The organism is Acidobacteriota bacterium, assembly GCA_016184105.1.
Classification (GTDB): domain Bacteria; phylum Acidobacteriota; class Vicinamibacteria; order Vicinamibacterales; family 2-12-FULL-66-21; genus JACPDI01.
Map to the genome: position 1 here is coordinate 28,145 of JACPDI010000001.1, position 4,883 is coordinate 33,027.

Here is a 4,883-nt window from a genome sequence, read left to right on the forward strand (position 1 = left end):
CACAGCAGAAACTGACCAGCAACACCAAACTCGCATCCAAAATAGAGCAGCGGATGGGCACGGCGCTTCCGAGCGGCGTGACCGTCGTCGATGCCGCTTCGGGCTTCAAGAACCTCGGGCAGTTCGTCGCGGCGGTGAACGTGTCGAACAACCTCGGCATCCCCTTCGCCGATCTCAAGGCGAAGATGACCGGGCTGACTGTTGACGGCCAGCCGATCGCCACGACCGGCACGACCGCTGGCGCAGAAACGTCGACGAAGCTCCTGAGCCTCGGCCAGGCGATCCAGGCGGTGAAGGGCATGGACAGCACCACGGCCACGCAGGTCGCCAACACGGCGACCACTCAGGCCAACCAGCAGATCGCCAGCACGACGACGACAACGACCACGTCCGCCTCGTCCACGACGGCCACAACGACGACGACCGCGAAGTCGAAGGCGAAAGCGAAGAAGCCCTGACATGCGTCGGATCGGCGCCACGCTTCTTCTTGCCGTGCTCATCGCAACCCCGGCCTTTGCCCAGGGAAAGTCCCTGGGCAAGGGCCGGGGTGCCAGACCCGCCCCCGCCGCACCATCGACCGCCACGCCGCCGCAGGCCGTCGCGGGCACCGGCGTCCGTCACTTCGGCGTCTGGCTGGACGATGCGTCGTTCCTGCCGAAGGGCAAGGGATGGGCGACCTTCGGCATCGGGTACTGGAAATCCACGTTCGGTCACCAGTGGGACCTGCCGAGCATGGATGCGGGGTGGACCGTCAATCGTCGCTTCCAGATCGGGATGAGCACGCCGATCTCCCGCGCGTCATACGACGACGGCACGACGACCCGTGGCATTGGCGATACGTACCTCTCCGCGAAGGTCGGATTGATCGATCCCGATACGAACGCGCGCAACTGGGGAATTGCGGTTGTTCCCGTGGTCGAGATCCTGAGTTCCGGCTCGATCATGGAAGGGGACAGCCGCTATCACTGGGCGATTCCGGTGACGGCCGAGCGCCGTTTCGAGGGCTTCCGCGTGTACGGCGCGGGCGGATATTTTTCGCGCGGCTCGGTGTTCGGCGCCGGCGCCGTCGAAGTTCCCCTCAGCAGCCGCATCGTCGTCACCGGGACGCTGAGCCACGCGCGCTCGCTGAAAGGGGATCCTCTTGCGGACGCGCTGGAACTGTCGAAGGCGCGCTACGACGTGAACGGCGCGGCGATGTACGTCCTCAGGCCGACGATCATGCTCTTTGGGACCATCGGCCGCACGATCTCTCGGGCGGACGCGAACGCGTCGACGATCGCGGTGAGCGGCGGCGTCTCGTTCGGCTTCAACACGGTGCAGACGCAAGCTCGACGGCGCAAGGAGTAGTACGCTGTCGGGCGAGGGGAATAAGTGGGACAGTCACACTTATTCCCGACTCTCCAGAATTGGGAATAAGTGTGACTGTCCCACTTATTCCCCTGGCCTGCCGCGACGGCTTCGTGCTGAGGGGGACAGAATGGAAGGCGCCGGCATGCGCAATACCGGCTGAACCGGCCCGAAAGATTCCAGCAAACCCGCGGGGCGGTCCTCCCGTCTAACGCTCTGGGTCGTTTACACGGTCGCCAGACCTGGAGAGTGCCTTTGAACCGCACGTGCCTGCTTCTGACCGTCGTCCTGGCCTGCCTGGCGCCAGCCGCTGGCCTGGCCGGCGACCGTGAGGGTGCGAAGACCCGCCGTGCTCCTGCGGCTGGCGTGGGGCCCCACGTCGCGGGGGCGGCGCCGCTCACCTCGGCGACCGCCCTCAAGCTGGATGGCGACCTGAGCGACGAGGCGTGGCGCAGCGCGGAGGTGGTGATCGATTTCCGCCAGCGCGATCCGAAAGAGGACGCCGAACCTTCCTTCAAGACCGAAGCGCGCGTCGCGTATGACGCCGCGGCGATCTACGTCGCGGTGCAGGCCTACGATCCGGAGCCCGGCAAGATCGTCGGTTTCCTGACGCGGCGCGACAACCACTCGCCGTCCGACTGGATCCGGGTCATGATCGACTCGTACCACGATCGGCGCACCGCGTACGAGTTCGCCGTCAATCCAGCCGGCGTGAAGCAGGATCGCTACTACTTCAACGACGGCAACGAGGACCTCGGCTGGGACGCGATCTGGGACGTCGCCGTCTCGAGGAACGTGCAGGGGTGGCGCGCCGAGTTCCGCATTCCGTTCTCGCAGCTCCGCTTTCCGGTCCGCGAAGACCCGACCGTCGGCTTCGCGATCATGCGCACGATCGCGCGGCTCAACGAAGTCGCGTCCTGGCCGCTCATCGCGAAGAGCCGCAACGGCTTCGTGTCGCAGTTCGGCCAGTTGAACGGCCTGCGGCTGTCGCACTCGCCCAAGCGCCTCGAGCTGGTGCCGTACACCGTCGCCAACCTCAAGACGGAACCGCCGGCAAGCGACGGCAACCCGCTCGTGGACACGAGAAATCCCGGCATCGAGTACGGCCTCGATCTCAAGTACGCGGTGACACCCGGCCTCACGCTGACCGCAACCGTCAACCCGGACTTCGGCCAGGTGGAGGCCGACCCCGCCGTCGTCAATCTGTCCGGGTTCGAGACGTTCTTTTCCGAGCAGCGCCCGTTTTTCATCGAGGGCTCCGGCTCCTTCAGTTTCGATCTGGACTGCAACGACGGATCCTGTACCGGCCTGTTCTACTCGCGGCGGATCGGCCGGCAGCCGCGGCTCGAGCCGGAGGTCGGCGACGGCGCGTTCTGGGCGAAGCCCGCGCAGACGACCATTCTCGGCGCGGCGAAGCTCACGGGGCGCGTGGGCGGGTTCCGCATCGGCGCGCTCAACGCGCTCACGTCCGAAGAGCACGCCACGATCGCCGGCGAGGATGTTCGATCGAAGGCGGCCGTCGAGCCGTTCACGAGTTTCAGCGTTGCGCGCGCGAAGAAGGAGTTCGCCAACCAGTCGTCGCTGGGCTTCATGTTCACCTCGACCAACCGCGCGCTGGGCGCCAGCGACAGCCCGCTTCGCGCGCTGGCCGACACCGCCGTGACCGGCGGCGTCGACTGGGACTGGCGCGTGCTGAAGAAGTACGCCGTCACCGGGTACTGGGCGGGCAGCACGCTGCGCGGCGATCCCGGCGCCATCGCGTCCATCCAGGAGAGCACGGTTCACAGCTTCCAGCGGCCGGACGCCGGCCACGTGGAGTACGACCCGACACGGACCTCGCTCAGCGGCAACGCCGGCTTCGTCGCCTTCTCGAAGATCAGCGGCGAGCGCATCCGCTTCAACGCCAACGCCGGCTTCAAGTCGCCGGGCTTCGACATTAACGACATCGGCTTCATCCGCCGCGCCGACGCCATCAACCAGAGCAACTGGATCCAGTTCCGCTTCGATCGGCCCGGCCGGCACGTTCGCAGTTTCCGGTTCAACCTGAACGAGTGGAGCTCGCGCAACTTCGACGGCGACCTCCGCGCGCTCGGCGGCAACGTGAACGCGCACTGGACCCTCGTGAACAACTGGAGCTTCGGGGGCGGAGTGAACGGGGAGGGCGGCGGCTTCGACGATCGCCTGACCCGCGGCGGCCCGGGCGGCTACACCGAGCGAGGGTGGAACGCCTGGAGCTACGTCAACACGGACAACCGCAGGCGCGCGATGGCGAACGGGTTCCTCGGCGGCGGCCGGTACAGGGACGGGAGCCGCTTCTTCGACGTCGAGCCCGGCGTCACGTACCGGCCAGCCTCATTCCTGAGCGTCTCGGCCAGCGTCGGCTGGTCTCCGTCCACCAACCCGGTGCAGTGGGTCGAGCAGGATGCGGACGGGCAGTACGTGTTCGGCCGGCTCCGGCAGCGCACGGTCTCGATCGCCACACGCGTGAACTACACGATTACGCCGACGCTCTCCGTCCAGATCTACGCGCGCCCGTTCGTGTCGGCCGGCGAGTACACGAACTTCCGGCGGCTCGCCGACGGACGTTCGAAAGACTTTGGCACCCGCTATGCCGACTACCCGGAGTACGACGGCAACCCGGACTTCAACTACCGATCGTTCCGCACCACGAACGTGCTGCGCTGGGAGTATCGTCCCGGCTCCTCCCTCTTCGTCGTCTGGCAGCAGGGACGGGAATCGACCGCCAGCCGCGGCGACTTCGAGTTCGGCCGCGACTTCGGCCGCGTGTTCGACACGCCGGCGAGCAACGTCTTCCTGGTGAAGATGTCATACTGGTTGAATTTCTGATCAGGAAGATCGCAGTGAAAAGACGGGCGTGAGATCGTCGAGGCGCCGGTCTCCTTCGTAGTACACGCGTTCGAGGAACAGCCCAGACGCCGGTGCGGTCAGCGTCGCCGGCGTCCCTGACTTCTCGCGCAGAAACCTCCGGACATCGTCCGGCGTCACAGCGCCGGTTCCGGCGGCCACCAGCACGCCGACCATTCTCCGCACCATCTTCCAGATGAAATGAGACCCTTCGACGCGCACGAGCACGAGGTCGCCGGCTCGGTCGATGCGGATGGCTTCAACCAGGACCTTCGTGGATGTCTCCTCGGGGTCATCATCGGAAAACGACTGGAAATCCTGCATGCCGCCGAACACCGCGGCGGCGGCGCGCATGCGGTCGAGATCGATCGGTTCACGCACCCACCACACCAGCGCCTTGCCGAACGCGGTGCGTCGCGTGGCGATCTGGTACAGGTAGCTGCGGCCCACCGCGCTGTGGCGCGCGTGGAAGCGGTGGCTCGCGGTCTCGAGATTCAGGATATTGATGTCCGCCGGCAGTTCGTCGTTCAGCCGCCGCCGCAACGTCTCGGGAGGCAGGTTCGTCGCGATATCCAGGTGCGCGACCTGCGCTAACGCGTGCACGCCCGCGTCGGTCCGCCCGGAGCCGTACAGCTCGAACGTCTTTCGCCCCGTGACCTCGCGAACCGCGC

The 4,883-nt window shown here is 66.5% G+C and carries 4 protein-coding genes; 3 read left to right on the forward strand and 1 reads right to left on the reverse strand.

From position 1 onward, the window contains the following. Window positions 1-53 precede the first annotated feature (53 nt). The 3 genes from HYU53_00145 (at window position 54) to HYU53_00155 (ending at window position 4,194) form a co-directional block, all read left to right on the forward strand. A complete protein-coding gene (locus HYU53_00145; GenBank protein MBI2219603.1) occupies window positions 54-458 on the forward strand; it encodes a hypothetical protein in 405 nt (134 codons plus the stop codon). A 1-nt stretch (window position 459) separates the two neighbouring features. After that, window positions 460-1,347, forward strand: a complete 888-nt coding sequence (locus HYU53_00150) for a hypothetical protein (protein MBI2219604.1) — start codon at window positions 460-462, stop codon at window positions 1,345-1,347. Between the two features lie 366 nt (window positions 1,348-1,713). Continuing rightward, window positions 1,714-4,194: a carbohydrate binding family 9 domain-containing protein gene (locus HYU53_00155; GenBank protein ID MBI2219605.1), complete on the forward strand. Its 2,481-nt coding sequence runs from the start codon at window positions 1,714-1,716 to the stop codon at window positions 4,192-4,194. On the opposite strand, the gene truA is transcribed toward HYU53_00155, so the two are convergent. Beyond that, window positions 4,195-4,883: tRNA pseudouridine(38-40) synthase TruA (gene truA / locus HYU53_00160; protein ID MBI2219606.1), on the reverse strand; the 689-nt coding region annotated here is incomplete at its 5' end.

Excerpts from the sequence above, each read along its gene's own strand:
- HYU53_00145 (MBI2219603.1), top strand. The coding sequence starts at position 54 with ATGGGCACGGCGCTTCCGAGCGGCGTGACCGTCGTCGATGCCGCTTCG.
- HYU53_00150 (MBI2219604.1), top strand. The coding sequence starts at position 460 with ATGCGTCGGATCGGCGCCACGCTTCTTCTTGCCGTGCTCATCGCAACC.